The following is a 25,006-nucleotide window of genomic DNA, read 5'->3' as shown; positions in this document are numbered from 1 at the left end:
CCGGGTAGGCCGAGGGCATGAGCGTCCTCGTCCCCTCCAACGACCACGTCAGCCAGGCCGGTCGCGCCGCCCACGAGCTCGGGATGGCCGCGCTGCTCGGCGGCAACCTGTTCGGCCGGCTGGCGCTGCATCCGTCGGTCGAGAAGATCAGCGACCCGCGCGAGCGCGGCGCGGTCGTCAACGCGGCGTGGCGGCGGTACGGGACGATCAACTCCATCGGGTTGGTCGCGGTGACCGTCGGGTGGTTGGGGACACGGGCCGAGGAGGCGCGCGGACCGGGGAAGCTCACCGGTCGCGAGCGCGCGCTGGCGCGGGTCAAGGACGGGCTGGTCGGGGCGGTCTTCCTCACCGGCGCGGCGTCCGCGGTCGAGGGCGTGCGGTTCGCGCGCCAGGCGCCCGGCGGCGCGGTGCCGCTGACCGACGGCTCGACGGCGGCGCCGAACGCGTCGCCGCGCGCGGCCCGGATGAAGCGCTCGCTCAACGTGCTCGGCGCGGCGTCGCTGGTCGCCGAGGCGGCGCTCGTGGCGGTCAACGCCGCGCTCGCGCAGGAGAACTACCGCAGCGCGCCGCTGCGCCGCCGGGTGCGGCGCTGGGGCTGAGCGGCCCGCCGGCCCGTCGGATCGCCCGCGGCGGGTGAGGCGGCACCACCCGGGGCGCGGTGAGGGTTCCGGGCATGAGCCGGAAGCCCTTCAACGGCGTGATCGCGCTCGACGTGCGCGATTCGACCCCCGACTGGACGCCGTACCTCCCCGAGGACGCGCCCGACGGCGCGCCGAACGTGCTGATCGTGTTGTACGACGACACCGGCCTGGCCGCGTGGTCGCCGTATGGCGGCGGGATCCAGATGCCGACGATGCAGCGGCTGGCCGACAGTGGGCTGACCTACTCGCAGTGGCACACGACCGCGCTCTGCTCCCCGACGCGCTCGTGCTTTTTGACCGGGCGCAACCACCACACCAACGGCTTCGCGTGCATCACCGAGGGCGCGATCGGCTACCCGGGCGCCAACGCGCGGCTGCCCGAGAGCTGCGCGCCGATGGCCAAGGTGTTGCAGGGCAAGGGATGGAACACGTACTGGGTCGGCAAGAACCACAACGTGCCCGCCGAGGAGGTCCATGCCGGCGCGCCGAAGCGCAACTGGCCGCTGGCGCAAGGCTTTGACCGCTTCTACGGGTTCTTGGGCGGCGAGACCAACCAGTGGTATCCGACGCTCGTCGAGGACAACCACTTCGTCGAGCAGCCGGCGCTGCCCGAGGACGGCTACCACCTGTCCAAGGACCTCGCCGACCAAGCGCTGGCGATGCTGCGCGACACGCGCCAGTCGGCGCCGTCGCGGCCGTGGTTCATGTGGTTCTGCCCGGGCGCCAACCACGCGCCCCATCACGCCCCGCAGGAGTACATCGACAAGTACAAGGGGCAGTTCGACGACGGCTACGAGGCCTATCGCGAGTGGGTCCTGCCGCGGATGGTGGAGCGCGGGATCGTGCCCGAGGGCACCGAGCTGACGCCGCTGAACCCGATGCCGGAGGGCACGCACTCGCCGCTGGACGACGTGCGGCCGTGGGACTCGCTCAGCGACGACGAGAAGCGGCTGTTCTCCAAGATGGCGGAGGTCTACGCGGGGTTCAGTGAGTACACCGACGCGCAGACCGGCCGGATCGTCGACTACCTGGAGCAGACCGGCCAGCTCGACAACACCATCATCATCTACTGCGCCGACAACGGCGCCTCCGGCGAGGGTTCGCCGAACGGGTCGGTCAACGAGAACAAGTTCTTCAACGGCTTCCCGGACGAGATGGAGGACAACCTGTCCCATCTCGACGACCTCGGCTCGCCCAACACCTATAACCACTATCCGACGGGCTGGGCGGCGGCCTTCTCGACGCCGTTCAAGATGTTCAAGCGCTACTCCTACGCGGGCGGCACGTGCGACCCGTTGGTCATCCACTGGCCCAAGGGGATCGCGGCACGCGGCGAGGTGCGCTCGCAGTACCACCACGTCACCGACATCGTGCCGACGCTACTGGACTGCCTGGGCCTAGAGATGCCGGAGGCGGTCGCGGGCGTCGAGCAGGACCCGCTGCCGGGCGTCTCCATGCGCTACACGTTCGACGACGCGCAGGCGCCGTCGCGCAAGGAGCGCCAGTACTACGCGATGCTCGGCACGCGCGGGATTTACGCCGACGGCTGGAAGGCCGTCGCGGTGCACGGCCCGACCTCCGGGCTGGGCAACTTCGACAAGGACGCGTGGGAGCTCTACCACTTGGCGGAGGACTACTCCGAGGCCCACGACCTTGCCGCCGAGCAGCCGGAGAAGCTGGATGAGATGGTCCGGATCTGGTTCGAGGAGGCCGAGAAGTTCGACGTGCTGCCGCTCGACGACCGCCATCCGGCCGAGATCCTCACCGACCCGCGCCCGCAGCCCGAGCCGCCGCGCGACACCTACATCTACTTCCCGGGCACGGCGGAGATTCCCGAGGCGGTCGCGCCGAACATCCGCGGGCGCTCCTACCGGATCCTGGCCGACGTGGAGATCGCGACGCCGGAGGCCGACGGCGTGATCTTCGCCCAGGGCGCGCGCTTCGGCGGCCACGCGCTCTTCCTGCGCGACCAGCGGCTGCACTACGTCTACAACTTCCTCGGGATCCCGCCCGAGCAGGTGCTCGTCGCGCCCGAGCCGATCACGCCCGGCCGCCACGTGGTTGGCGTCGCGTTCGACCGCAAGACGACCGGCGAGTACGGCGAGACGCACGGGACCGCGACGCTCTACGTCGACGACCACGCGGTCGCCGACGACGACATCCGCACCCAGATCGCGAACTTCACGCTGGCGGGCGACGGACTCTGCGTCGGGCGCGACTCGTCGGATCCGGTGACCGCGCTCTACACGGCGCCGGCGCCGTTCACCGGCGGGAAGATCCACCAGGTCGAGGTCGTGCTCGGCGACGACCAGTACATCGACCTCGAGCGCACGGCCGCCGCAATGCTGGCGCGGGAGTAGATCGTCCGGTACGATCCGCCGGCACATGCAGGTCCTCCGAGTAACGATCGCCAGCGCCCCTTAGCGGCCCGCCGAATGCGGGTCCGGCGTTTGGCCGTTCCTGCTTCGCACTCGATCTTCCCCCTCGGAGGTACCCCTGATGTCCACGCTGTCGTACGCCGACGACCTGCGGACCGCGTCCAACACGTTCCGCCCGTTCCGCCCCGACCCGGTCCAGCCCGCCGTGCTGGCCGCCGCCCTGGAGCGCGCGAAGCTCGCGTCGTGGCGGATGGTCACGGTCACCGATCCGGCCATGCGCCTCGCGATCCGCGACGCGCACCTGCCGCACTGGCGCCGCCACCTCGCCGACACCGGCGGCGCGCGGATCCTGGCCGCCGACGCTCCGGCGCGGCAGGCGCGCGACCTGCGCAACGCCGACACGTTCGCGCTGAACCTGCACGAGGCGCCGGTCCACCTCGTCCTGCTCGGCCGCGCGGCGGGGTCGCTGCGCACGACTGCGCTGGCCGAGCTCGCCGACGGGCTGCGGCTGGAGGGCATGGACGCGGCGCCGCTGCCGTGCGTCGTCGGCCCGTGCGCGCAGGAGCTGGCGCAGCTGCTGGCGGTCGAGGACGGGCTCGTGGTGTCCGGCGTGCTGGCCGCGCGGCCGGTGCGCTGATGAAGGCTCATCGGAGCCAAGAGGCCGACGAACGCTCGGCGAGGGCACGCCGATGAACGGCGCCGGCCTCCCGCAGATCTCCACGGCCCCGCCGCCCGCCGCGGCGCGGCTGCGTGACGTCGCCTCCTCGCCGGTCCGCGAGATCCTCGCGCTGACCCAGCGACCGGGCGTGATCTCGTTCGCGGGCGGGCTGCCGGCACCGGAGCTGTTCGACGCGCCCGGGCTGCGCGAGGCGTTCGCGCACGCGCTCAGCGACGAGCGCTTCGGGTCCACGCTGCAGTACTCGACGACCGAGGGCGACCCGGCGCTGCGGCGCGCGATCGCGGAGCGGATGCTCGCGCGCGGGCTGCCGACCGATCCCGACGACGTGCTCGTCACCTCCGGCTCGCAACAGGCGCTGACGCTGATCGCGGCGGTCCTGATCGAGCCGGGCGACGCGGTCCTGGTCGAAGAGCCGTCCTACCTGGCGGCGTTGCAGTGCTTCCAGATGGCGGGCGCGCGCGTCGTGCCCGTGCCGTGCGACGACGACGGGCTGGACCCCGACGCGCTGGCCGCTCTGGTCCGCCGCGAGCAGCCGAAGCTGTTGTACACGGTGCCCACGTTCCACAACCCGACCGGCCGGACGCTGCCGACCGAGCGCCGCCGCGCGCTGGCCGCCGCGGCGGGGCGGCTCGGGCTCTGGATCGTCGAGGACGACCCCTACGGCGAGCTGCGCTACTCCGGCGAGCCGCTGCCGCCGGTCGCCTCGCTGCCGGGCGCCGAGGACCGGACGATCGCGCTGTCGACGTTGTCGAAGGTGTTGGTCCCGGGCCTGCGGATCGGGTGGCTGCGCGCGCCCGCGGCGCTGCGCCGCGCGCTGGTCGTCGCCAAGCAGGCGGCCGACCTGCACACGTCGACGATCGACCAAGCCGCCGCCGCCCACTGGCTCGGCGCCTGTGACCTCGACGCGCACATCGCGGGGCTGCGCGCGGTCTACGCGCCGCGGCGCGACGCGCTCCTCGGCGCGCTGCCCGAGGTCCTGCCCGAGGGCTCGCGCTGGACGCGGCCCGACGGCGGCATGTTCGTCTGGGTCCGGCTGCCGGACGGGTGGGACGCGGACGACCTCCTCAAGCGGGCGCTGGAGCGCGAGGTCGCGTTCGTCCCGGGCTGGCCGTTCTTCCCGGCGGTGCCGGATCGCGCGACGCTGCGGCTGTCGTTCACGACCCACACCGAGGCGGAGATCGCCACAGGTCTCGGGCGGCTGCGGGACGCCGTCCTCGACAGCCGCCGGTAGCACCGTCACCCTTTCAGGCTCGATGGAGCCTGAACCGCTGGAAGGGATCGCCGAGGCCGATGCGCACCTGGGGCGCGCGATGCCGCTGCCGCGCGTCGCGCTGCCGCTGACGCGGTGGGTTGACGTGCACGCCGTGGGCGAGCACGCGGTCGAGGTCGCGTGGAACCTCGACGACTCGCGCCCGGGCGAGCCGGGACGGGTCGCGCTGTACGCCGGCGCCGCGCCGGCGCCGCCGCGCGAGCTGCCCGACGCGAGCGTGCCGGAGCGCGTGGCCGAGGGCGACGTCGCGATCACGCACCGCGAAGCGCCGCTAAGTGAGGCGCAGGACTCGCTGCGTCCGGTCCACGAGCTGACGTGGGAGCGCGACGGCCTGTACCTGCGCCTGACCGCGCAAGGCCCGTGGGCGATCTCGGTCCTGGTCTCGATTGCGCAATCGGTGGGCTGAATCCATAGGCTCCGCGCCCATGGCTTCGAGCAACCATCCCGATCGCAACCTCGCCCTCGAGCTCGTCCGCACGACCGAGGCTGCCGCCCTGGCGGCCGCCCGCATGGTCGGGCTGGGCGACAAGATCGGCGCCGACCAGGCCGCGGTCGACGCCATGCGCCTCGTGCTCGGCACGGTCGCGATGGACGGCATCGTCGTGATCGGCGAGGGCGAGAAGGACGAGGCGCCGATGCTCTACAACGGCGAGCACATCGGCGACGGCACGCCGCCGGAGGTCGACATCGCGGTCGACCCGCTGGAGGGCACGACGCTGGCGGCCAAGGGCATGCCGAGCGCGCTCGCGGTGATCGCGCTGTCCGAGCGCGGGACGATGTTCAACCCGGGGCCGATCGTCTACATGGAGAAGCTGGCGGGCGCGGACGACATCGCCGACCTGCTGGACCTCGACCGGCCGCTGACCAAGACCATCGAGTTGGTCGCCGAGCGCCGCGGGGTCGACGTGGGCGACATCATGATCGTGTCCTTGGAGCGCGACCGCCACACCGAGGTGCTCCAGCAGGTGCGCGACCTCGGCGCCCGCGTCCGGCTGATCCAGCACGGCGACGTGTCGGCCGCGATGCTGGCGGTCTCCGACCGTTCGCCGGTCGACCTGTTGTGGGGCATCGGCGGCACGCCGGAGGGCGTCATCTCCGCGGCGGCGATCAAGTCGCTGGGCGGCGGGCTGGTCGGCAAGCTGTGGCCGCGCGACGACGCTGAGCGCCAGGCGGCGCTTGACGAGGGCTATGACTTGGACAAGCAGCTCACCCAGGACGACCTCGTCAAGGGCGACGACTGCTTCTTCGCCGCGACCGGCGTGACCGACGGCGACGTGCTCCAGGGCGTCCGCTACCTCGGCGCGCGCGCCGCGACGACCGAGTCGCTGGTCATGCGCTCGCGCTCGGGCACGGTCCGGCGCATCCACGCGCGCCACGACCGCACCAAGCTGCGCGCGCTGGTCTCCGACGCGCGCTACGGCTAGGTCTAAGACGACGTGACGCCGGCGCTGCGGCCCTCGCCGCGCCGGTAGCGGCCGGTCACCGACTCGTCCAGCTCGCGGCGCGCCAGGCGGCGCAGGAAGCCATGGGTGACGAGCACGTGGATCCGCGACTGCGTGTTGGTGTACAACCAGCGGCCGAGGCGGCTCGCGATCTGCGGGTAGAAGTTCGCGATCTCGACCTCGACGTTGATGCGCTCATGGCCGGGGTCGTCGCAGTCCAGCCGGCGGACGTCGATCTCCAGGTAGCCGTCGCCGCCGCGGCCGGCCGCGGCCACGAGCAGGCCCTTGTCGATCCGCCAGCGCACGATGCCGCGGTCGTCTTCGGTCTCGTACTCGGGCGCCTGGAAGGTCAGCAGCTTCAGCGGCCGGACCAGCAGGCAGACGTAGCGCTCGCCCTCGGTGTAGTACACGCGGATCAGGCCGAGCGTCACGTAGGTCAGATACGACCAGTAGGTCCGGGCCAGGCGCTCCAGCGTCTCGGGCGTCCAGAGCTCGTTGAAGAGCTGGTCGGTGAGGACGATGTCGGCGCCCTGGACCGAGCGGACCGCGCCGTTCTCGTCCGTGCGCGTGTCGTCGGTCGGGTCGCGGACGATCACGTCGGCCACCTTCCCGGCACCGCCGAGGCGATGCACCAGGGTGGCGACGAGCGCGACCAGCAGGGCCACGACGGCCGCGAGGACGATCCACAGCATCTTGCTGCGGACGTTACCCCGCGAGCGCCGCACGTACCGCCTCGTCGAATCCGAGCGGGTCGTCGTTGAGGCCTGACGGCGGGGGCGTGCGGACGACGGTCTCGGAGTTCAGGCCCTCGACGAGCGGCTGGACGAGGCCGAGCTTGACGGGCGTGACGAGCGCGACCCAGTAGGACGACAGGCGCGGCGTGAAGAGCGGGACCTTGACCAGCAGCGGCTGGCGGCGGTCGGTGACCTCGGCGTAGCGGCGGATCATGTCGCGGTAGGTGAGGACGTCGGCGCCGCCGAGCTGGACCTCTTGCGGCGGGTCGTCGTAGGTCGCCAGCGCGGCGAGCGTCTTGGTGACGTCCTGGATCGCGACGGGCTGGGAGTGGGTCTCCAGCCACTTCGGGGTGATCATCGCGGGCAGGCGCTCGACCAGGCCCTTGAGCATCAGGAAGCTCGTGGAGCCGTCGCCGACGACCATCGCGGCGCGGACGTGGACGGCCTGGGGCGCGGTGTCGGCCAGGACCTTGGCGACCTCGGCGCGGGAGCGCAGGTGCTCGGACTCCGTCTCGTCGTCCTCGCCCTCCAGGCCGCCGAGGTAGATCGTGCGCTCGACGTCGTGGCGGGCCATGGCGTCGCCGAACGCCTGGGCGGCGTCGCGGTCGCGCTTGGCGAAGTCCTTGTCGTCGCCGCCCATCGAGTGGACGAGGTAGTAGGCGACGTCGACGCCCTCGGCGGCCTCGTCCAGTCCGTCGCCGGTGAGGACGTCGCCCTGGATCAGGGTCGCCTCGGACGGCAGCTTCTGCGCGGCACGCTGCTTGTCGCGCACGAGGCAGCGGACGTCGTGGCCGGCCTCCAGGAGGCGGGGGAGGAGCTGTCCGCCGACGTAGCCGGTGGCGCCGGTGAGCAGGATCGTCTTGGTGATCGGAGCGGTCACGTGACGGGTACGAGGCCCGGGCGTCAAGTCGATGAACTCCGCAACGTTCATCTCCGTACATGCGTTGGGCGATGCAGGGAACGCTCAACAGGTCGTTGAACCTTCGTCGCACACTTCATGAGCACCGATCTCGCCATCAAGGACGTCGCGGAGCGCACCGGCATCGCCGCCGGAACCATCCGGATGTGGGAGCAGCGCTACGGCTTCCCCGTCCCGGGGCGGACGCCATCCGGATATCGGCGCTACACCGAGGACGACGTCGACACTCTGCGCAAGGTGCTCGCGCTGCGCCACCGTGGGCTGTCGGTGCCGGCCGCGATCTCCCGTGCGCAGGACACCGGTGGGCCGTCGGACCACCCGTCGATCTACGCCGCGGTCGCGGCCCAGGACACGGCCGCGCGCCCGCGGGTGCTGCGCAAGGCGTCGCTGGTCGCGCTGTCGCGGGCGATCGAGCACGAGGCGTTGGCGCTGGCGGCGGCGCCGGTCGTGTTCGGCGCCTTCCAGGAGGAGCGCTTCTACCGGCAGGTCGAGCGGCGCTACCGGCGGCTGGCGGTGCACGCCGACGCGGCGGCGGTCTTCGCCGACTTCCCGGACGGGTTGCGCGCGCCGGCGGGCGGGCCGGTCGAGATCCCGATCGGGCCCGACGATGCGTTGGGCAACGAGTGGGCCGTGATCATCGACGCGCCGGGCTACGCGGCCTGCCTGCTGGCGTGGGAGCAGCCGGGGGCGTCGGCCGACAGCGAGCGGCGCTTTGAGGCGATCTGGACGATCGACCCGGAGGCGACGCGGCGCGCGGCGCAGGTCGCGGCGCGGCTGGTGGGGCGGGTGGATCCGGAGGTCGGCGAGCGGATCGGCGAGCTGCTGACGGATCGGCCGCTGGCGCTGGAGGAGCCCGCGCCGGCGCTGACCGCGCTGACCAACCGGATGATCGAGTACCTAGACGGGCTCTAGGTCGACGGTGGCGCCTTGCGGGATGGCGCCATCGCCGCGCGGGATGATCGCCAGCGCGTCGGCGTGGAGCAGGGACGAGAGGACGTGCGAGCCCTGCGGGCCGGTCGGCTCGACGGTGCCGTCGGGGAGACGGCGGACGCGGACGAGCTCGTCGCGGTCGGCGTTGCGCGGGACGGCGGTGGCGAGCGTGGCCTCGGTGCGCGGCACCGAGCCGTCGGCGCCCTGGAGCGCGGCGAGCGCTGGGCGGGCGAAGAGCAGGAACGTGACGTAGGCGGAGACCGGGTTGCCGGGCAGGCCGAGCACGATCTTGCCGTCTTGGTCTCGGATCCCGATCCAGGTCGGCTTGCCGGGCTTCAGCGCGACGCGCCAGAGGAGCTGGCGGACGCCAAGGGCTTCAAGGACGGGCTTTACGTGGTCGTGCGGGCCGACCGAGATGCCGCCGGCGATGACGACGACGTCGGCGGCGTCGAGCGCCTCGCTGACGATCTCCTGCGTCGCTTCGGGGTCGTCGGTCGCGTGGCCGTAGCCGACGACCTCGGCGCCCGCACGAGCCGCGAGCGCGGTGAGCGTCGGGCCGTTTGAGTCGTGGATCTGGCCGGGTTGCAGCGGCGTGCCGGGCGCGACGAGCTCGTCGCCGGTCGTGACGACCGCCAGGCGCGGGCGCGGCCCGACGAGCAGGTGCATGCGGCCGGCGCCGATGGCGACGCCGAGTTGGGCGGGGCCGATCCGCGTGCCCTTGGTGAGCACGCGCGTGCCCTTGCGCAGGTCGTCGCCCGCGGTGCGGAGGTTGCGCCCGGCGGGGACGTCTTCGCGCAAGACGATCGTGTCTCCCTCGACATCGACCAGCTCCTGCTGCAAGACGCCGTCGGCGCCGTCGGGCAGCGCGGCGCCGGTCGAGATCCGGATGGCCTCGCCGTCGTTCAGCGTGCCGTCGTACGGCACGCCCGCGCGCGACTCGCCGATGAGGCGCAGGCGGTCGCCGGCGCGGCCGTTGCGCGTGGCGAAGCCGTCCATGGCGCTGTTGTCGAAGGCGGGGGAGTCGTAGCCGGCGGTGACCTCCTCGGCCAGGACGAGGCCGAGCGCCTCGGCGACGGGGAGGTTGACGGGGGTAAGCGGGCGGACGGCGTTCAGCAGCGTCGCGCGCGCCTCGTCGACGGACGGAAGCGGGGGCACGGCCCGCATTGTGCCCATCCGACCGACCAGTTCGTCGGTGGTCCTTCACCAAACCGTCATCTTCTGGTGCAAAGATGCGCGCTCCATGGACGGAGCTGTCCCACTTAGCCGCCGGCCGCGGCCAGTTGCGGACGCGCCCACGGTCGACGCCGCGGGTGTGGCCAAGGCCTGGCTTCTATCGCTTGTCGCGGACGCACCGCTCGCGCAGGCGGGCAACGTGCCGGCCGCCGAGCTGGCTCGGGGCGGCCCGGCGCTCTGCAGCGGGATCCTCGCGGCCCTGGGCTCTGATGTCGAGTTGGAGCGGCTGGTCGGCGGCGCCGACGGCCGCGCGCCGCTGGCCGCCTCGGCCGCGCGCCTGACCGGCGCTCGCACCCCGGCCGCGCTGGCGGCGGCGATCGAGTCGCTGCGCGGCGTGACCTGGCATGCGCTGCGCCGCGAGCTGCACGACGCCTATCCCGATGTCGTCGCCGACCTCTCCGACCGCCTCGCCTTCGTCTGCGCCCGCGTCGTCGAGACCGCGCTCACGTCGCCCTCGGCCGAGACCTCCCGCGCCGACGGCCCGCTCGCCGAGGCGCTCGCGACGCCCACGCCTGCTTCACCGCCGCGTACCTCGGGCATCCGCGCTTACGCGCCCGCGCCGGGTACGCGTGGGGGCGGCGGCCTGCGGCCTGCGGTGCCGGACGAGGCAGAGGCCTTTGTCGCGCCGGCACCGAGCGACGACGCGTCGCATGACGGCGATCCCTTTGCCGCTCCGGCCGCGCACGGGAGTGAGCGGCGCCCGCTCGCGCCCGACGCGGCGGATGCGGTGCGCGAGGCGGCCGAGGGCGGTCGCATGGTGCGCTTCACGGCCGCGGGGCGAGACGCGCCCGCGCCGGCTCCGTCGCACGTGCCGGAGGGCGATGAGCCGATCGCGCCGCCGCCAGCTGGCGTGGAGGTCGTCGACCTGCCGCCGTCGCCGGTCTCCGTCGACGCCGATCCGCTCTCCACACTTGCTGAGGAGCTGGCCTCCGCACCGCCGGCCGGCGTCGTCGGTGGGTTGACGGACGAGATGTACGCCTTGCCCGCGGACGCGCCGTCGGTCACGCGCCTGCGCCGGGTCGACACCTCCTGGGAGGCCTCGCGGGACTCCGGTCCGCCGTGGCTGGCCGCGATCGCCCGCCGGCTTGAGCGCCGCGAGCAGGACGGCCTCTCGTTCGCGGTCTTCGTGGTGGAGGTCGACGACCTCGACCGCCTACTCGCCGCCGAGAGCGGCCGCGAGGTCGCGATCGCACTGGAGACCGCCGAGCGCGGCCTGACCGCGCAGCTCGCACCTGCCGACCTGATCGTGCGCGAGCGCCTTGGGCGCTGGTGGCTGACGAGCCCGGACCGCGATCCGGCTGGTGCGCGCGATCTGGGCGTTCGTGTGGCGGGCGCGATCGCTGCGGCCGAGCTGGGGGGCGCGCCGCTGGCGGCGTCCGTTGGCGTTGCGGTCTGCCCGCAGGATGGAGAGACCATTGACGCGCTGGCCGGTCGGGCGGATGAGGGGATGTTCGCGGCGCGGGCGGCGGGGGTTCCGCTGGCCTGAGGGCGGGGGCGGCGGTGGGCGCGGGGTGGCGCTGGCGTTTGTGGCGTTCAGTTCGGGGCGTTGGTGGTGGTGCGTCGCGTTGGAGAGGATCCGGCGAGGGAGTGAGAGCGTTGTGGCGTGGCGACCGCTGTCGGTCGTCCTCGGGCGTGTGGCCGGGCTCGGGAGGGCGGTTCGGGGCCGAACGGGTCGATCCGGGTCGCCTAATGGTCGATATACGACGCTTATTCGACCCGGATCCCCGGTGGCGCTCCATAAGGGCCGAGATTCGGGATGCGGGTCGCGTTATGACGAATAGTTGGTGCTTACTCGACCCGGACCCATCCTTTCGGCCCCGAACGCTCCCCCGAGCCCGAGAGGCGGCCCGAGGACGACACCAAGCGGCGGCCACGCCCATCCGGCTTCACTCCCTCGCCGCCCCTCTCCAACGCGGAGCACCACCATCAACGCCGCGAGCTGAACACCACCAACGCCCGCGCCACCCGGCGCGCCCCAGGCCCCTAGCGCGATGCCGCAGCCGAAACAGCCGTCGGCACAACCGCGCGCACCGCGCCGATCGTCGCCGTCGCCGTCACGCCAAGCGCGCCCGCCGTCGCCGACGTCAGGTCGTACGACGTCCCCTTGCGGAACGGTCCGCGGTCGACGACCGGCACCGTCACCACATTGCCGTTGTTGTACAACTCGACCAGCGTTCCGCAGGGCAGTGTCTTGTGGGCGACGCCCAAGAGCCTCTTGGACATCCGCTTGCCACACGCCGTCTTGCGGCCGTAGAAACCCGGGCCGTACCAGGTGACGCGGGCGCGCTTGTAGAGCGTCACGGCGCGGCCTTCGGCGGTGCCGCTGACCGAAGTCCCGACGACGCGCGTCGCGGCGGTCGCCTGCGCGGCGAGCACGGCCTTGATGGTCAGGTGGCCGGAGTGGGCGGGCTTCCAGGTCGCGGTGTACGTCCCGTCGGGCGCCACGGTCGAAGCCGCCGCGTTGGACCAAGCGCCGGCCTGGTCCAAGGTCAGCACGGCGATCGCGTCGCCCGGCTTGGAGCCCGCGACGGTCCCGGTCACCGACACCCGGCCGCCGAGCAGCTGGCCCAGTGGGGCAGTCAGCGTGGAGCCGTCGGCGAAGACCGTTGGCGCCGACGGGTCGACGTAGGTCATCCCGCCCGGCGTGGGCGCGGTGGCCACGGCAGGCGTATCAGCGGCCGCCGCGGGAGCAGCGATCGCGAAAGCGCCCAGGGCGGCGCCCAGCTTCGAAAGGTTCGAAAGATGCACGTTCTCTGTAGGTCCTCATCCAACGGCCTACGGGGTGAGCTGACGGGCTCGCGCCGGATGACGGCGCTACGGCTCAGAAAAAGGACCGATTCGCCCCGGTGGATCGCAACCAACACGCGTTCCACAGGTGGTTCCCCCGCTCCATTTGCCCGAGGTGGCAAACGGACTCGGCTGACGGCGCGGGAGCATAACAACGTACGGGCGATTCGGCGAACCCGCGTTCGCAGGAATGCTGCCGCCTGGCTCGAAGCACGGGCGCTGCCGGAGGCCGACGATGCGGCATTTCCGGCTCATCACCACCCAGATTTTCGGAGGAACATTGATCAGGCAGGCAGGGAAGGCCGTCGCCCTCGCGGCAACGGCCCTCGTCCTCGGCGCGTCGGGGAGCGCGACCGCGGACACCTACACGGTGCGCGGGTGCGCGGCGGGCTGGGAGGCCCACGCGGACACCGGCTCAGCGGCGACCGACACGTGCGCGGCCAGCGGTGGGCTGACCGCCGCGCTCGTCGGCCCCGGCCCGTGGGACGGCGGCACATTCGCCTACCACCGCTTCACCGCGCCCGCGGGCACGCGCATCGCGCGCGTGACGCTCGGCCGCGTCACGACCGGCATGCCCGTCGGCACGGTCCGCACGTTCTCCTACACGCTCAGCGCGGACGGCAAGACGCTCGAGGCGTGCGCCCCTGGCCCGACCGACACGTGCACAGGCAACCTCGCCGGTCCGTTCGACGCGGTCGGCCTGGACGCGGCATCCGTGCTCTTCTCGTTCGGCTGCGGCGCTGATGACCCGAACACCTGCGCCGCCGCGCTGGGCACGCCGAGCGCGACGATCACCGACCCGCATGTCGTCCTGCGCGATCCGGCGGCGCCGACGATCGCCTCCAAGACGGTCGCCGACAGCGGCGCGTCGACCGGCCGCATCAGGCTGTCGTACGTCGCGGGCGACGTGGGTGGCGGCGTCTACCGCACGGTCATCCGCGTGGACGGCAAGGTCGCCGCGGTCGATCCGGTCGGCGGAACCTGCGCCGACGTCGACGGCTCCAACGACGACGCCTACGAGTTCGCGGCGCCCGCGCCGTGCCCGGCGTCAGCGACCCGCACGGTCGACTACGACGTCCTCAAGCTCCCGCTGGCCGAGCACTCGGTCGAGATCGACGTCGAAGACGCGGCCGGCAACTCGACCGCGGTCTACGGCCCGGTCGTGCTGCCGAAGGCCAACGGCTCGGTCCCGGGCGCGACGGGGTCGACCGGCTCCGGCGACTCGACGACCGGCGTCGGCGGCGCCTCGACCACGCCCGCGACTGGCAAGGACGCCAGGCTGACCGCGTACTTCGTCAAGAACGGCAAGACGAGCTACACGAACCACTACGGCAACCGCGTCGTCGTGCGCGGGATCCTGCGCACGAAGGCCAAGAAGGCGGTCACGGGCGCGCGGTTGGACGTCTACCACCTGGTCGGCGGCAAGCTGCGCCGCCTCGGCAAGACCGGCCTGAAGACCCGCAGCGACGGGCGGCTCACGCTGATCCTGCCGCTGAACCTCGACAGCCGCCGGATCGTGCTGGCCTACCGCGCGTTCCGCCCTGGCCCGATCACGAGCCAGAAGACGCTGAAGCTGACCGTGCTCGACAAGCACGGCAAGGTCGTTCAGAAGGTGAAGTAGCGGTGCGCCGGGGGTTCCTTCGCACGCGCGAGGGAGCCCCTGGCGAGCTCGCGCAATGAGAAGGCGAGCCGCTAGGCGAGGCTTCTCACGGCTTGGGCAGACGCGAGAGCGCCTGCTTGAGCGCCTGGCCGCCGTAGGTCAGGCCGATCTGGGCGATCTCGCCGACGGCCTGGATGGCGGTGGCGATCAAGTCGCCGCCCTCAGCGCCGGACCGCTCGTCGCGCGGCGTCGCCCAGCCGGCCGGCGGCGGGGGCGGAGCGGTGGGCGGCGTGCTTTGCGGCGCCTCGTGCGCGGCGGCACTGGCGCCGTTTCGCGACGCGGTCGCGCGCGGCTTGCGCGGGGTGGCGGGAGCCTTCGGCTTCGCCGCGGCCTTCGCTGCGCCCGCCGCCTTGCGTGCCGGAGCGGCCTTGGCCGGGGCCTTCGCGGTCGCCTTCTTGGCGGCCGGCGCCTTCGGCTTGGCGGTCGCCTTCGCCGCGGCCTTGCTCGTCGCCGCGGCCTTGGCAGGCGCCTTCGCGGTCGCCTTCTTGGCCGCCGGCGCCTTCGGCTTTGCCTTCGCGGGCGTCGCCTTCTTGGCCGCCGGCTCGGCGCCCGTCGCGCTGGCGCGCTTGGCGCTGCGCCGCGTCGGTCGCTTGCTCGGGAGGCTCGACAGGACGTCGCGGTCCGCGGGGCTCATGCGCCAATCCTACGCAGAGGGGCGCAAGTTCACGGCTCGTCCACCGTTTGATAGAGCGCTCCCGCGACTCCAGGAGCCAACCCAGTACGCCGATGTTCCGGCGAACACACCAAAACCGCGAAACGAACGAGGACTCCGCGCGTAGATCCTCCATAGGAGCGCCGTCACTGTGTGATGGCGGTCACATTCCGTTGCTGCAACCGAAAACAGCGACTACCCTTGGATCTACGCTCGGACAGTAGCGTCGCTATAGCTGACGCCCGGCTGTATTCCGATACGCGTCCTCCGTACCCCGATAATCCCCAGCCGGCGGCGCCTCGCCGGTGAACCGAACGGACGTCGATGTCAGTAGTTGAACTGCAGGAACTCGAGGAGATCAAGGGCCTTCTGGCTCGCGGCCAGGTCACGGGCGTGCTGACCTTTGCCGAGATCGCAACGGCGGTCTCAGAGCTCGACCTGGACGAATCTGACGTCGAGGATCTGCACGGCTTCCTCGAGAAGAGCGAGATCGAGCTGGTCGAGGAGATCGACCCGGCTTCGACCGCCGCCAACGAGGTTGAGCGCGCGCCCGACAAGCGCGGCGGCCGGCGCACCAAGGCCAAGGCCCTGGATCTGCGTCCGGACATGACGACGGACAGCCTCCAGCTGTTCCTCAAGGACATCGGCAAGGTCCGGCTCCTCACCGCCCAGGAGGAGGTCGACCTCGCCAAGCGCATCGAGCGCGGCGATCTGGACGCCAAGCAGAAGATGGTGGAGTCCAACCTGCGCCTGGTCGTCTCGATCGCGAAGAACTACCGCAACCAGGGCCTGCCGTTCTTGGACCTGATCCAGGAGGGCACGCTCGGGCTGGTCCGCGCGGCGGAGAAGTTCGACTACCGCAAGGGCTTCAAGTTCTCGACCTACGCGACCTGGTGGATCCGCCAGGCGATCGCGCGCGCCCTGGCCGACAAGGCCCGCACGATCCGCATCCCGGTCCACGTCGTGGAGAAGCTGAACAAGATCGGCCGCGCCGAGCGCAAGCTCGTCACGGAGCTGGGCCGCGAGCCCACCGCCGAGGAGATCGCCGAGGTCACGGGGATCGATCCGGAGGAGGTCGACTCGATCAAGCGCTCCGCCCAGGCGCCGGTCTCGCTGGAGAAGCCGGTCGGCGACGAGGAGGAGTCGGAGTTCGGCCAGTTCATCGCCGATGAGCGCGCCGAGTCGCCGTACGAGCGGGCTGCGGAGATCCTCACCAAGGAAGCGCTGCGCGAGGCTCTGGAGAACCTCTCCTACCGCGAGCGCCGCGTCCTGGAGCTCCGCTACGGCCTCGGCGGGGAGCACCCCCGCACGCTCGACGAGGTGGGCCGCACGTTCAACGTGACGCGCGAGCGCATCCGCCAGATCGAGAACCAGTCGCTGAAGAAGCTGCAGTCCCTCGCGGAGGCTCAGAAGCTCCGCGATGTCGCCTAGCACGCGCTAGGCACCGCGCCCGAACACTGCCCGAAGGGCCCGCCACAGTTGGCGGGCCCTTCGGGCGTTATGGACACCTTTTGGGCGTTTCGTCCAGGGACCGCTCTGCGCCCTTCACCCGATCGAGGGATGACCGATCACCAGACCGTGTCCTTCGATCTTCATCGTGCGCTGACCAAGCTCATCGAGCTGCACGGCTCCGACTTGCACCTCAAGGTGCCGTCGCAGCCGCTCTGCCGCGTCGACGGCGACCTCGTCCCGATCCCGGGCGCCGAGCCGCTGTCGGCCGAAGACACCGATGGCGCCGTCCGCATGATGCTGGGCGACGACCAGGTCAAGCTCAACGAGTTCGACTCCGAGGGCGAGTGCGACTTCGCGTACGCGGTCGCCGGCCTGGCCCGCTTCCGCGTCAACGCCTTCCGCCAGCGCGGCAGCGTCTCGATCGTCATGCGTGCGATCCCGTACGGCATCAAGACGATCGAGGAGCTCGACCTCCCGCCGGTCATCCGCGAGCTGGCCGAGGAAGAGCGCGGCATCGTGCTCCTGACCGGCACCACGGGCTCCGGCAAGTCGACGACGCTCGCGTCGATGATCGACCACATCAACTCGACCCGCTCCCGTCACATCGTGACGGTCGAGGACCCGATCGAGTTCCTGCACGTCGACAAGCGCTCGGTGATCAACCAGCGCGAGGTCGGCATGGACACCCAGAACTTCAAGGCCGCCCTGCGCCGCGTGCTGCGCCAGGACCCGGACGTCATTCTGATCGGCGAGATGCGCGACGAGGAGACGGTCCAGACCGCGCTGAGCGCGGCGGAGACCGGCCACCTCGTCTTCTCGACCGTCCACACCGTGGACGCCGCCGAGACCGTCAACCGCCTGATCGAGTTCTTCCCGCCGCACATGCACAACCAGGTGCGCGCGATGATCGCCGGCACGCTGAAGGGCGCGGTCTCCCAGCGCCTGGTGCCGACCAGCGACGGCAAGGGCCGCGTCGCGGTCTGCGAGGTCCTGCGCATGACCGGCCGCGTGAAGGACATGATCATGGACCCGCAGCAGACCGGCAAGCTGCCCGAGGTCATCGCCGACGGCGGCTACTACGGCATGCAGACCTTCGACCAGGCGCTGTTCCACCACCTGAAGGCCGGCCGGATCTCGATGGACGAGGCGATGAACTTCGCGTCCTCGCCGCACGACTTCAAGCTGCTGGTCGCCTCCGACGGCCGCAAGGGCACGACGATGGACGACCTCACGCAGGCCGAGGACCAGCGCTCCGAGCCCCAGCAGGGCAGCGTCCTGCGCTAGCGCGCGGGGCGATCTGGGGTCCGACGTACGGCTAACCGCCTTGCCGCAGCGGCAGCGTTCCGGGACGCTGCCGTGCGAGATGCAGACGACACTGGCGCAGTACAACGAGACGCAGTCCACCGAGGGCTTCACCCTTCAGAACTCCAAGCTGCTGAAGGTGTCGCTCGCCGGCAACACCATCCAGGCCAAGTTGGGGTCGATGGTCGCCTACCAGGGCGAGGCGAGCTTCGAGCACGCCGGCTCCGGTGGCATGAGCCGGATGCTGAAGAAGGCGGTCACCGGCGAAGGTCAGGACCTGATGAAGATCTCCGGCTCCGGCGAGGTCTTCCTGGCCGACCAGGCCCAGGACATCCACCTGGTCTACCTGGAGGGCGAGAAGATCACGGTCAACGGCCCCAACCTGCTGGCCTTCGACGCCGACATCGAGTGGAACATCGAGCGCGTCCAGGGCGCCTCCTCGATGATGGGCGGCGGCTTGTACAACACCTCGCTGCAAGGCACCGGCTGGGTCGCCATCCTCAGCGACGGCCCGCCCGTCCTGCTCAACGTGGCGAGCGCGCCGACCTTCGCCGACGCTCAGGCCGCTATCACCTGGTCCCAGGGCGTCAGCACCGCCGTCCGGACCGACTTCAAGATGAAGAACCTGATCGGCCGCAGCTCCGGCGAGTCCGTCCAGATGGCCTTCTCCGGCACCGGCTGGGTCCTCGTCCAGCCCTCCGAAGGCCGCATCACCGCCGCGCCCTCCACCTCCAACAACTCCCCGCTGGGGAACCTGCTCGGCGGCTAGCCCGCCTGAGCCGCGCCGCACCTGGCCGCCGGTGAGTTCAGGCACCGGTGGCCGGGTCGCTGCGGCGCATGCGACCACGTCATGCGAGTTGACGAATATTCGAATACTCGCGTAGCCGTCGACTAGCGGCTTTGACCCGCTGAAGCGGCCGGGTAGCCGCACCGGCAAGGGCGCTTCAGTCGGTATAGTTATGGGCCGATGCCCGTAGATCCCACGTGTCCGGTCTGCCAGACGGCGGACATCATCTGCGGGAAGTGGACGCTGTTGCTGATCCGCGATCTCGCGGAGGGGCACTCGCGGTTTTGTGAGCTGGAGCGGTCGTTGAGCGGGATCAGCCCGCGGACGTTGTCGCTGCGGCTGCGCGCGCTCGAGGATGAGGGGATCGTCGCGCGCCAGACGTTCGGCGAGGTGCCGCCGCGGGTCGAGTACGCGCTGACGGCCAAGGGCCTGGCGCTGCTGCCGATCGTCGAGGACATGCGCGCCTACGGCGAGCGCTGGCTCGGTGGGCAGTGCGGCGACGCGGATGTCGCCGCGGGCTCCGGCGCCGATGACGTGCCGGTCATCGCCGCCATCGCCTAGAGCGCGGGTGGCAGGCGACGGGCCCGCACCCGTCGCCGTCTCCACCTGCTGGACGTACCCCTTAGTCGTCCTGCTCTCGGGAAGATCTGGTCGCTTCAACGGCCTTGTGTCCCGGAACTTGCGGTCTCATTCGCATCGATCTCGCGTGTGCCGGGTTCCGGTTCTGGATGGGACGTTCGCGACCGTCGGCACGGAAGCCTGCAAGCCTTGAAGGAGAGGGGCGCGCGGTTACCCTCGGAGGCGTGGACGCCCCGTCGCTCACGCGGCGGCGTGCCCTCGCGCTGGGTGCTGCCGCCGGTCTGTCCTCTCTTGCCTCCCGTGCCGTCCCTGCGGCGTGGGCGCGTTCGGCATCCTCGGGTTTCGGGCTGACCGTCGCCCGCGACGCGTTCGGTGCCGACGGCCGCACCGGCGTCCTGCGCGCCCCGCGGCGCTTTGATCTGCTCGGCGTCAAGGACGGGCTGGCCGGCGTCGCGCTGGAGGTGCGTGTGCGCAAGAGCGGTCGCGCGTGGTCGCCGTGGGTGCCGCTCGCGGCCGGGCACGACCACCGTCCGGACTCCGGCACCGGCGCGCACGCCTCGGACCCCGTGTGGGCCGGCGGGGCGGACGAGCTGCAGCTGCGCGGAAAGCCGAAGGGCGCGTTGCGCGTGCACTTCGTGGCGGTTCCTGCGGCGGCCAAGCGCCGTGGCGCGCGAGCGGCCGCGGCGCAGGCGAAGGCGGCCCAGGCCGGCGCGCAGCCGGCGATCATCCCGCGCGCCGACTGGGGCGGCGACAGCGTCAAGCCCCGCGCCGCGGCGTCCTACGGCGACGTGCAGGTCGCGTTCGTCCACCACACCGTGTCGGCCAACAACTACACCGCGGCCGACTCGCCCGGGATCGTGTTGTCGATGGCCAAGTACCACCGTGACGTCAACGGCTGGAACGACTTGGGCTACAACTTCGTGGTCGATCAGTTCGGGCAGATCTTCGAGGGCCGCGCGGGCGGGATCGACCAGGCCGTGATCGGCGCCCAGGCCCAGGGCTACAACGCGCACTCGACCGGCATCGCGAACATCGGGACGTTCACCGACGTGGGGCAGACCGACGCGGCACTCAACGCGATGGCGCGCCTGATCGCCTGGAAGCTGCCGCTGCATGGCGCGCCGGTGAGCGGGCAGGTCGTCATCACCTCCGCCGGCGGCGAGACCAACCGCTACAAGTCGGGCACGCCGGTCACGTTGCAGCGGATCTCCGGCCACCGCGACGGCGACTCCACCGAGTGCCCGGGGAACATGTTGTACGCCCAGCTCCCGGACCTCCGCGTGCGCACCGCGCAGATCGCGCCCGCGGTGACGCCGGTGGGCGCGGCCGCGCTGGCGATGGACGCACCGACCAAGTCGGTGGTCTACGGCGACGAGCTGACCGTCACCGGCACGTTGAAGCGCGGCGACGGCAGCGGGATCGCCGGCCAGCGCGTGCTGGTCCAGAAGCAGGGCACGAGCGGCTGGGTCACCGTCGCGCGCACAGAGACCAACGGCGATGGCGCCTGGTCGGTCCCGGTCACATGGCGCGCAGCCGGCAAGGTCCGCGCCCGCGCGACCGTCACCGGCTCCGGGACGAGCGCGACCTCCGGCGTCGCCGTCGGCTGCACGCCGCTGCTCTTGGCCAAGGCGAAGACGACGCGCGTCAAGGCCGGCCGCTCGCTGACCGTCTCCGGCACCGTCCGACCGCTCGCGCCGGTGCACGTCCAGATCGAGCAGCAGGGCAAGGACGGCAAGTGGCGTACGATCGGCACCCAGAAGGTCTCGCCCAAGAAGGCGGCCTTCACCGCCAAGGTGCCGCTCTCCAAGCCCGGCCTCTACCGCCTGACGCCGCGCACCGGCTCCGGCACCGCCAAGGCCTCGGCCTCCGCGCTCTACGTCCGCGCGGTCCGCAAGGCCTCGTCGCTCATCGGGGCGACGTCGGCGTGAGCGCCAAGACCGGGATCGTCCGCCCGGCCGCGCCCGCGCGCTCCTGGTAGCCCGGATAGCCGGAGAAGATCCCGGCGGCGCACGCCAGCAGCCGCGCCCGCTCGGCGTCGTCGGCGATCTCGGCCACGCGGTACTCGCCGCCCTGGGCCCCGACGCGGAAGTCCACCGTCTCGGCGGCCACGGCGTTGAAGTACCACGCCGGGTGCTTCTCGCGACCGTAGGACGAGGCGATCAAGATCACCGTGTCGCCTTCGGTGAAGTACAGCAGCGGCGTGGTGCGCGGCTCGCCGCTGCGACGGCCGGGCGCGGTGAGGATGGCGACGCGCGCGCCGGGGAAGGCGCCGAGCTTCCCGCCGGTGGCGCGGTTCAGCGCGCGGTCGAGCGACGGCGCGATGTGGATCGCCAGCCAGCGACCGCCACGCGTCTGCGCGAACGCCTCGGAGGCGCGGTAGACCCGTGAGCGCGGTGCGTCGGGATCCATCGGTGGCACGCGGCCCATTACGGGCGCGAGCCTACAGTCCGGCGACGGCGGGGTGGCGGACCTTGAAGCCCTTGCTGGACCGCGGCGCGGCCTGCCAGCGCGAGCCGGCCTTCTTCGCGCCCGAGGTGTCGAAGCGCAGCCCCGCCACGATCAAGTACGTGTGGGTCTTGTTGGCGTAGATCGTGATCCACGCGCCCGCGCCCGCCAGGCCCCACTTTGAGAGCGCGGTGGAGTCCAGGGTCTCGTCGAGCAGCCCCGCGCCGTGCAAGGCGTAGGAGACGCTGCCCGAGCAGTCGTAGGCGGTGTCCTCGAAATCGCCGTGGCCGCCGCCGTACTTATACGGCGTCGAGGCAATCACATTGCCCGCGGCGATCAGCGCGACGACCTCGGCCGGAGCGCCCGCGGGCGCCACTGCCAACCCCGAAGCAGGATCGACCGTCGCGGTCGGCACAGGCGCCGGTTCCGACGCCTGTGCCTGTACCGCGGTGCCGCCGCGTGTCGAGCTCTTAGGCGAGTACGAAGTACCGCCGGTGCCCGATGCTGATGACGTCCCAGCCGCATCGGCACGCGCCGGCAACACCACGATCAACGTGGCGAGCAGGAACGCGACAGCGACACGGCGGGACATCCTGCTCCAGGTCTTCGGCGGCCCGCGCGGGGCTCCCACTTCTGGGCGCGGCCATGCACGGCATAACGGCCCGGAACCTCCATCACGCGCCTCGGTCGGACTGCAAGCCGCCTTGCGCCACGCAGGACAGACGACCTCACCAGCGAACCGACGGCTCATGCGCAACCGCTCGCTGCACGCGGCGCTGGCCGCCTTCGCCGAGGAGGCCGCCCACCAGCTCGCCGCCGACACCGCCGACGGCGCCGACGTGCCGTTCGAGGTCGTCGAGCTCGGCGGCACCCGCCGGGAAGCCCCGCTCTACTGCTACCGCCCGCTGACGGCGTCGTTCATCGACGAGCGCTTGTCGATCCTCGGTCGCCTCGCCTCCTACCTGCCCGCGGTGCACGCGCTCGCAGCTTGCGGCGGTCTCGACTCCTACCTCGTCGCCCGCGGCGAGGTCCAGGTCCCGGCCCAGCCGCGCGCCCGTGCCGAGGAGGCCCTGCGCCACTTCCTGACGCGCATCTTCCACGAGTCCACCGACTTCCAGCTCAGCGCTGACCGGCTCTCCTACGCCTACGACGAGCTCGAGTCGCTCGTGATGGAGGGCCGTGCGGTGACCGAGGTCGTCGCGCCGATCATGGGCCTGGCGCTGACGAGCGAGGAGATCGCTCTCGGCGACGGCCTCAGCCTCGTTCGCGCCGACGCCTATCGCGAGGCGCCGCCCGAGGCGCGCCGCGCCACCGACGACGGCGGCCACCAGGTCGTCCTGGCCAAGTTGACCTGGGAGGCCGCGCCCGGCGACGAGGCCCCGCTGCGCCACGCCCAGGTCCGCCTGCGCCGCCTGCTGACCGGCCTGCGCCTCTACGACACGGCCGGGATCGTCCTGGCGCGCACGGCGTGGACGCGCACCGGCGGCAACCCGTGGCAGCCGTTCGCGATCGCGGCCGGCGCGCAGGCGCGCGGCGTCTGCGTCGTGCCCGCCCAGCAGGAGGACGAGCTGCGCGCGTTCCTCAGCCTCATCGCCCGCCGCACGCCGCGCTCCGGCGAGCTGGCCTGGGCGCTCGGTCGCTTCGAGCTGGCCAACGAGCGCCCGCGCGCGTCCGATGCGCTGACCGACGTCCTGCTCGCGCTGCGCGCGCTGCTGGAGCCCGAAGGTCCGCAGACCGGTCGTCTGCCCGGGCGCGTCGCCGCGCTCTGCGCGATCCCCGAGTCGCGTGCGCAGGTGACCGAGCGGATCGCCCACCTCGTCGCGCTGGAGCGCTCGGTCGTCGCCGGCGTCGCGCCCGAGGACCAGGCGTTGCTGCCGCTCGTCGACGAGCTGACCGGCTGGCTGCGCGCGCTGCTGCGCGACGTGCTCTGCGGCCACCTCGACTCCGACCTGCGCGCGGTCGCCGACGAGATGCTGGCCGAAGAGGACGCGCGGCAGCGGACCATCGTGTAGGACAACTTCAACCTGGGCCGCTCGGCTCTGGAATCGCCCCACGGACCGGCGTACGGTCAGCGATCCGAATGTGGGGAGAACAAGTCAAGGACATGGCGTTGCCGGGTGACGCCTACGAACTCTGGCCGGTCCGGCTCCCGGATGGCGGTGTGCTGGCCGTCATGAATGCCGGGCCGTGCCATTCGCAGACGTCCTTCGCGCGTGTCCTCCCGGACGGGCGCTGGTTCCACGCACCGACGGCGCCCGAGGCGATCGCGACTGCCGCGGGCCTCGACCTCAGCTCCGGCCGCGAGCTGTTCCTCGCTGGGTGAGCGCCCGCCGCGCGACGTGCGCGGCGATCTCGCGCGCGAGGGCGCCGATGCGGTGGCCGCGGTCGTACTCCGGCTCGTAGGCGGTCAGGGCCACGGCGCGGACCGTGGCGCACGCGAACGTCGCGTCGATCGTCGCCAGCAGCTCTTCTAGCGACGGGCCGCCGCGCGCGGCGTAGCGGTTGGCGTGGCCGACGGAGACGTCGAGCGCGTCGAGGTCGATGTGGAGGTAGAGGTCGTCACCCAGCAGCGGCAGCGCGGCGGCGTCGGTGTGGATCCCGGAGGCCGCTACCGCGTCGCGCTGGTAGTCCGCCAGGTCCCTGGCGTACAACAACGCCACGGCGTCCTCGCGCACGGCGCGGAAGCCAGGGATCGTCGCGGCCGCGGCCTGCCACGCGCGCCCGGTCGCGATCGACAAGGCCATCACGTCGAGGTTGCCGGAGAGGTTGTTCTCAGGCGTGTCGTAGTCGGCGTGTGCGTCGAGCCAGACGACGCCGTGCGCGCCGCAGCCCGCGATCGTCGCCGCGGCGCTGATGCAGCCGCCGGCGAGCACGAGCGGGAACGCGCCCCGCGATGCCGCCCCGCGGACCGCGACCGCGTGCGCGCGCAGCAGGTCGAACGTCCGCGCGACCTCGCCGAGCGACGGGTCCGGTGCCGCGACGCGCTCCAGCGTCGGCGCCCAGCCGGCATCGGCGAGCACGTCGTGCAGGCCCATGTCGCTGGCGAGCATCGACGCGCCCGCGCCCATGCCGTGGTCTGGGATCCCCTGGTCGAAGGGCCACGCGATGACGGCCAG

Annotated in this window: 23 protein-coding genes and 1 riboswitch; of the genes, 15 read left to right on the top strand and 8 right to left on the bottom strand. The window is 72.0% G+C overall.

Translation table 11 applies throughout. From position 1 onward, the window contains the following. Positions 1 to 17: 17 nt before the first annotated feature. From ACT01A_RS09170 to glpX, 6 genes are all read left to right on the top strand, one after another. Positions 18 to 599, top strand: coding sequence for a hypothetical protein (locus ACT01A_RS09170; protein ID WP_445151939.1), 582 nt, complete (start codon positions 18 to 20; stop codon positions 597 to 599). A gap of 74 nt (positions 600 to 673) precedes the next feature. Further along, positions 674 to 3,001, top strand: a complete 2,328-nt coding sequence (locus ACT01A_RS09165; protein WP_445151938.1) for an arylsulfatase — start codon at positions 674 to 676, stop codon at positions 2,999 to 3,001. Positions 3,002 to 3,140: 139 nt separating this feature from the next. Continuing rightward, positions 3,141 to 3,656 carry a hypothetical protein gene (locus tag ACT01A_RS09160; protein WP_445151937.1) on the top strand — a complete coding sequence of 172 codons (516 nt, stop codon included), beginning with the start codon at positions 3,141 to 3,143 and terminating at the stop codon, positions 3,654 to 3,656. Between the two features lie 52 nt (positions 3,657 to 3,708). Continuing rightward, positions 3,709 to 4,929 carry an aminotransferase-like domain-containing protein gene (locus ACT01A_RS09155; RefSeq protein ID WP_445151936.1) on the top strand — a complete coding sequence of 407 codons (1,221 nt, stop codon included), beginning with the start codon at positions 3,709 to 3,711 and terminating at the stop codon, positions 4,927 to 4,929. Between the two features lie 22 nt (positions 4,930 to 4,951). After that, positions 4,952 to 5,374 (top strand): hypothetical protein, encoded by a 423-nt coding sequence (locus ACT01A_RS09150; protein WP_445151935.1) that lies wholly within the window; start codon positions 4,952 to 4,954, stop codon positions 5,372 to 5,374. Positions 5,375 to 5,393: 19 nt separating this feature from the next. After that, positions 5,394 to 6,392 carry a class II fructose-bisphosphatase gene (glpX, locus tag ACT01A_RS09145; RefSeq protein WP_445151934.1) on the top strand — a complete coding sequence of 333 codons (999 nt, stop codon included), beginning with the start codon at positions 5,394 to 5,396 and terminating at the stop codon, positions 6,390 to 6,392. Between the two features lie 2 nt (positions 6,393 to 6,394). On the opposite strand, the gene ACT01A_RS09140 is transcribed toward glpX, so the two are convergent. Both ACT01A_RS09140 and ACT01A_RS09135 read right to left on the bottom strand, forming a co-directional pair. Beyond that, on the bottom strand, positions 6,395 to 7,102 hold the full coding sequence (locus ACT01A_RS09140; RefSeq protein ID WP_445151933.1) for a hypothetical protein: 708 nt from the start codon (positions 7,100 to 7,102) through the stop codon (positions 6,395 to 6,397). A 13-nt stretch (positions 7,103 to 7,115) separates the two neighbouring features. Next, on the bottom strand, positions 7,116 to 8,024 hold the full coding sequence (locus ACT01A_RS09135; RefSeq protein WP_445151932.1) for an NAD(P)H-binding protein: 909 nt from the start codon (positions 8,022 to 8,024) through the stop codon (positions 7,116 to 7,118). A 117-nt stretch (positions 8,025 to 8,141) separates the two neighbouring features. Here ACT01A_RS09135 and ACT01A_RS09130 point away from each other — a divergent pair, with 117 nt between their 5' ends. After that, on the top strand, positions 8,142 to 8,975 hold the full coding sequence (locus ACT01A_RS09130) for a DICT sensory domain-containing protein (protein WP_445151931.1): 834 nt from the start codon (positions 8,142 to 8,144) through the stop codon (positions 8,973 to 8,975). Here ACT01A_RS09130 and ACT01A_RS09125 read toward each other — a convergent pair. Next, positions 8,961 to 10,148: a molybdopterin molybdotransferase MoeA gene (locus tag ACT01A_RS09125; protein WP_445151930.1), complete on the bottom strand. Its 1,188-nt coding sequence runs from the start codon at positions 10,146 to 10,148 to the stop codon at positions 8,961 to 8,963. The genes ACT01A_RS09130 and ACT01A_RS09125 overlap by 15 nt on opposite strands. 85 nt (positions 10,149 to 10,233) lie before the next feature. Between ACT01A_RS09125 and ACT01A_RS09120 the strand changes: the two genes are divergently transcribed. Continuing rightward, the gene (locus tag ACT01A_RS09120; RefSeq protein ID WP_445151929.1) at positions 10,234 to 11,712 is read left to right on the top strand and encodes a hypothetical protein; all 1,479 of its coding nucleotides are present in this window, start codon (positions 10,234 to 10,236) and stop codon (positions 11,710 to 11,712) included. 497 nt (positions 11,713 to 12,209) lie between these two features. Here ACT01A_RS09120 and ACT01A_RS09115 read toward each other — a convergent pair whose 3' ends face one another. Continuing rightward, positions 12,210 to 12,887, bottom strand: coding sequence for a septal ring lytic transglycosylase RlpA family protein (locus ACT01A_RS09115; RefSeq protein ID WP_445151928.1), 678 nt, complete (start codon positions 12,885 to 12,887; stop codon positions 12,210 to 12,212). A gap of 96 nt (positions 12,888 to 12,983) precedes the next feature. After that, positions 12,984 to 13,157: riboswitch (cyclic di-AMP (ydaO/yuaA leader) on the bottom strand. Between the two features lie 136 nt (positions 13,158 to 13,293). Between ACT01A_RS09115 and ACT01A_RS09110 the strand changes: the two genes are divergently transcribed. Then, positions 13,294 to 14,634 carry a hypothetical protein gene (locus ACT01A_RS09110; protein ID WP_445151927.1) on the top strand — a complete coding sequence of 447 codons (1,341 nt, stop codon included), beginning with the start codon at positions 13,294 to 13,296 and terminating at the stop codon, positions 14,632 to 14,634. Positions 14,635 to 14,719: 85 nt separating this feature from the next. Here the strand turns inward: ACT01A_RS09110 and ACT01A_RS09105 are convergent, their stop codons facing one another. Then, entirely contained in the window at positions 14,720 to 15,307 is a 588-nt protein-coding gene (locus ACT01A_RS09105) for a hypothetical protein (RefSeq protein WP_445151926.1), read from the bottom strand. Between the two features lie 342 nt (positions 15,308 to 15,649). On the opposite strand from ACT01A_RS09105, the gene ACT01A_RS09100 reads away from it, so the two are divergent. From ACT01A_RS09100 to ACT01A_RS09080, 5 genes are all read left to right on the top strand, one after another. Continuing rightward, on the top strand, positions 15,650 to 16,756 hold the full coding sequence (locus tag ACT01A_RS09100; RefSeq protein WP_445151925.1) for a sigma-70 family RNA polymerase sigma factor: 1,107 nt from the start codon (positions 15,650 to 15,652) through the stop codon (positions 16,754 to 16,756). Positions 16,757 to 16,903: 147 nt separating this feature from the next. Next, complete coding sequence (locus ACT01A_RS09095) at positions 16,904 to 18,061, top strand: type IV pilus twitching motility protein PilT (protein WP_445151924.1); 1,158 nt, start codon at positions 16,904 to 16,906, stop codon at positions 18,059 to 18,061. 79 nt (positions 18,062 to 18,140) lie between these two features. Further along, on the top strand, positions 18,141 to 18,848 hold the full coding sequence (locus ACT01A_RS09090; RefSeq protein WP_445151923.1) for an AIM24 family protein: 708 nt from the start codon (positions 18,141 to 18,143) through the stop codon (positions 18,846 to 18,848). Between the two features lie 198 nt (positions 18,849 to 19,046). Further along, positions 19,047 to 19,427 carry a winged helix-turn-helix transcriptional regulator gene (locus ACT01A_RS09085; protein ID WP_445151922.1) on the top strand — a complete coding sequence of 127 codons (381 nt, stop codon included), beginning with the start codon at positions 19,047 to 19,049 and terminating at the stop codon, positions 19,425 to 19,427. A 242-nt stretch (positions 19,428 to 19,669) separates the two neighbouring features. Further along, a complete protein-coding gene (locus ACT01A_RS09080) occupies positions 19,670 to 21,373 on the top strand; it encodes a peptidoglycan recognition protein family protein (protein WP_445151921.1) in 1,704 nt (567 codons plus the stop codon). Here ACT01A_RS09080 and ACT01A_RS09075 read toward each other — a convergent pair. Together ACT01A_RS09075 and ACT01A_RS09070 are read right to left on the bottom strand one after the other, a co-directional pair. Next, on the bottom strand, positions 21,351 to 21,854 hold the full coding sequence (locus ACT01A_RS09075; RefSeq protein ID WP_445151920.1) for a nitroreductase/quinone reductase family protein: 504 nt from the start codon (positions 21,852 to 21,854) through the stop codon (positions 21,351 to 21,353). The two genes, ACT01A_RS09080 and ACT01A_RS09075, sit on opposite strands and share 23 nt — an antisense overlap. Before the next feature lie 31 nt (positions 21,855 to 21,885). After that, a complete protein-coding gene (locus ACT01A_RS09070) occupies positions 21,886 to 22,305 on the bottom strand; it encodes a peptidoglycan endopeptidase (protein WP_445151919.1) in 420 nt (139 codons plus the stop codon). A 334-nt stretch (positions 22,306 to 22,639) separates the two neighbouring features. Between ACT01A_RS09070 and ACT01A_RS09065 the strand changes: the two genes are divergently transcribed. After that, positions 22,640 to 23,902 carry a hypothetical protein gene (locus tag ACT01A_RS09065; RefSeq protein WP_445151918.1) on the top strand — a complete coding sequence of 421 codons (1,263 nt, stop codon included), beginning with the start codon at positions 22,640 to 22,642 and terminating at the stop codon, positions 23,900 to 23,902. Positions 23,903 to 24,178: 276 nt separating this feature from the next. Here ACT01A_RS09065 and ACT01A_RS09060 read toward each other — a convergent pair whose 3' ends face one another. Continuing rightward, the gene (locus ACT01A_RS09060) at positions 24,179 to 24,958 is read right to left on the bottom strand and encodes an arginase family protein (RefSeq protein WP_445151917.1); all 780 of its coding nucleotides are present in this window, start codon (positions 24,956 to 24,958) and stop codon (positions 24,179 to 24,181) included. Between the last annotated feature and the right edge of the window lie 48 nt (positions 24,959 to 25,006).

This window comes from Baekduia sp. Peel2402, from assembly GCF_052567285.1.
The sequence above is the reverse complement of the archived record's forward strand: the minus strand, read 5'-3'. Positions and strand labels throughout refer to the sequence as shown.

Excerpts from the sequence above, each read along its gene's own strand:
- ACT01A_RS09130 (WP_445151931.1), top strand. The coding sequence starts at position 8,142 with ATGAGCACCGATCTCGCCATCAAGGACGTCGCGGAGCGCACCGGCATC.
- ACT01A_RS09120 (WP_445151929.1), top strand. The coding sequence starts at position 10,234 with ATGGACGGAGCTGTCCCACTTAGCCGCCGGCCGCGGCCAGTTGCGGAC.
- ACT01A_RS09140 (WP_445151933.1), bottom strand. The coding sequence starts at position 7,102 with ATGCTGTGGATCGTCCTCGCGGCCGTCGTGGCCCTGCTGGTCGCGCTC.
- glpX (WP_445151934.1), top strand. The coding sequence starts at position 5,394 with ATGGCTTCGAGCAACCATCCCGATCGCAACCTCGCCCTCGAGCTCGTC.
- ACT01A_RS09085 (WP_445151922.1), top strand. The coding sequence starts at position 19,047 with ATGCCCGTAGATCCCACGTGTCCGGTCTGCCAGACGGCGGACATCATC.
- ACT01A_RS09155 (WP_445151936.1), top strand. The coding sequence starts at position 3,709 with ATGAACGGCGCCGGCCTCCCGCAGATCTCCACGGCCCCGCCGCCCGCC.
- ACT01A_RS09100 (WP_445151925.1), top strand. The coding sequence starts at position 15,650 with ATGTCAGTAGTTGAACTGCAGGAACTCGAGGAGATCAAGGGCCTTCTG.
- ACT01A_RS09075 (WP_445151920.1), bottom strand. The coding sequence starts at position 21,854 with ATGGATCCCGACGCACCGCGCTCACGGGTCTACCGCGCCTCCGAGGCG.
- ACT01A_RS09165 (WP_445151938.1), top strand. The coding sequence starts at position 674 with ATGAGCCGGAAGCCCTTCAACGGCGTGATCGCGCTCGACGTGCGCGAT.
- ACT01A_RS09170 (WP_445151939.1), top strand. The coding sequence starts at position 18 with ATGAGCGTCCTCGTCCCCTCCAACGACCACGTCAGCCAGGCCGGTCGC.
- ACT01A_RS09065 (WP_445151918.1), top strand. The coding sequence starts at position 22,640 with ATGCGCAACCGCTCGCTGCACGCGGCGCTGGCCGCCTTCGCCGAGGAG.
- ACT01A_RS09060 (WP_445151917.1), bottom strand. The coding sequence starts at position 24,958 with ATGGGCGCGGGCGCGTCGATGCTCGCCAGCGACATGGGCCTGCACGAC.
- ACT01A_RS09105 (WP_445151926.1), bottom strand. The coding sequence starts at position 15,307 with ATGAGCCCCGCGGACCGCGACGTCCTGTCGAGCCTCCCGAGCAAGCGA.
- ACT01A_RS09090 (WP_445151923.1), top strand. The coding sequence starts at position 18,141 with ATGCAGACGACACTGGCGCAGTACAACGAGACGCAGTCCACCGAGGGC.
- ACT01A_RS09150 (WP_445151935.1), top strand. The coding sequence starts at position 4,952 with ATGGAGCCTGAACCGCTGGAAGGGATCGCCGAGGCCGATGCGCACCTG.
- ACT01A_RS09160 (WP_445151937.1), top strand. The coding sequence starts at position 3,141 with ATGTCCACGCTGTCGTACGCCGACGACCTGCGGACCGCGTCCAACACG.